1 protein-coding gene is annotated in these 334 nt (G+C 70.1%); it reads left to right on the top strand.

The window, feature by feature from the left end; all coding sequences use genetic code 11:
* The coding region (locus IFT88_RS16750) for a sigma-70 family RNA polymerase sigma factor (protein WP_192122065.1) at nucleotides 1-334 on the top strand (334 nt) is incomplete at both ends.

The following is a 334-nucleotide window of genomic DNA, read 5'->3' as shown; positions in this document are numbered from 1 at the left end:
GTCTTCTACGACCGTACGGCCGCCCGTGTCCTCGGACTGGTCCGTCGCATCCTGGTCGATCCGGCGCAGTCCGAGGAGGTCACGCAGGAGATCTTCCTGGAGGCCTGGCAGACCGCCGGGCGCTTCGATCCCGCGCGTGGCAAGGCATCGTCGTGGCTGCTCACGATGGCGCACCGCCGTGCCGTCGACCGGGTGCGCGCCTCCCAGTCCTCACGCGACCGCGACCTCGCGGTCGGTGCGAAGGAATTCGTCGACGCACGAGACGACGTGGCGGAGACGGCCGAGACCCGGGTCGAGCACGAGCGGGTGACGAAGGCCATGCGCACCTTGACCG

This window comes from Frigoribacterium sp. CFBP 8751 (assembly GCF_014841545.1).
Lineage (GTDB): Bacteria > Actinomycetota > Actinomycetes > Actinomycetales > Microbacteriaceae > Frigoribacterium.
The sequence above is the reverse complement of the archived record's forward strand: the minus strand, read 5'-3'. Positions and strand labels throughout refer to the sequence as shown.